We start from the raw sequence: 736 nt of genomic DNA, 5'->3' as shown, positions 1-736 counted from the left end.
ACCAGACTCCATAACAATATATTCTATTGATTAATTCTCTTCAGAAGAATCAAAATGAAGTTTAATAAATACATTTCGGATAAATATCGAGTGTCAGATGAGGTGAAATTTCTGCAAAATCGGTAAATTTTTTTTCAAAAGTGGTTTTAAAAGGTTGTTTATCCACAGCCCATGATACGGAATGAGATCAGTAAAAGAGTGAAATTTACTAGTCGTTTTATGAATTCATCATTTTATGGGAGTATTAAGCGAGGCGTTAAACATCAAATATGTATTTTTGAAACGTTTTATCATGAACTCAAAATGATAGGGTTTTGTCGGTAAAAAACTTGACAAAACCCCGACAAAACCTCTTGATATGTATCTTATTAGTTGTATTTATAGCTTGTTCTATCAATATGATTGTATCTTTAAAATACTAACTACTTGAAATATAACGTTTTTAATTTTTTTCTCATTTTAAAAAAATAATATAATCACTAGAATGATCTGACAAAACCGACAAAACCCTCCAAAACTCTAAATAAAGGTTTTTTTATTGTGTGGTTCACTGACTTTTCACCAAAGGGTGCCATTCATAGCGTTTTGTAGGACGACCGCCTTTTTGGTTTTTCTCTTCATAAATTTCACGAAGATAGTTACAACGGCATAAAAGCTCTAAAGTTTGTTGAATGGTTTCATTGTCCTTTAAAAGCTTCCAATGGCGCTTCGAAACATCTCGTGCAGTAAAACCATT

General features: G+C 31.1%; 1 pseudogene. It reads right to left on the bottom strand.

Going from position 1 to position 736, the window contains the following annotated elements:
- Positions 1 to 547 precede the first annotated feature (547 nt).
- A pseudogene (locus BN67_RS14605) lies at positions 548 to 736 on the bottom strand (hypothetical protein); the annotation flags it as partial.

The organism is Bartonella rattaustraliani AUST/NH4, assembly GCF_000312565.1.
Classification (GTDB): Bacteria; Pseudomonadota; Alphaproteobacteria; order Rhizobiales; family Rhizobiaceae; genus Bartonella; species Bartonella rattaustraliani.
The sequence above is the reverse complement of the archived record's forward strand: the minus strand, read 5'-3'. Positions and strand labels throughout refer to the sequence as shown.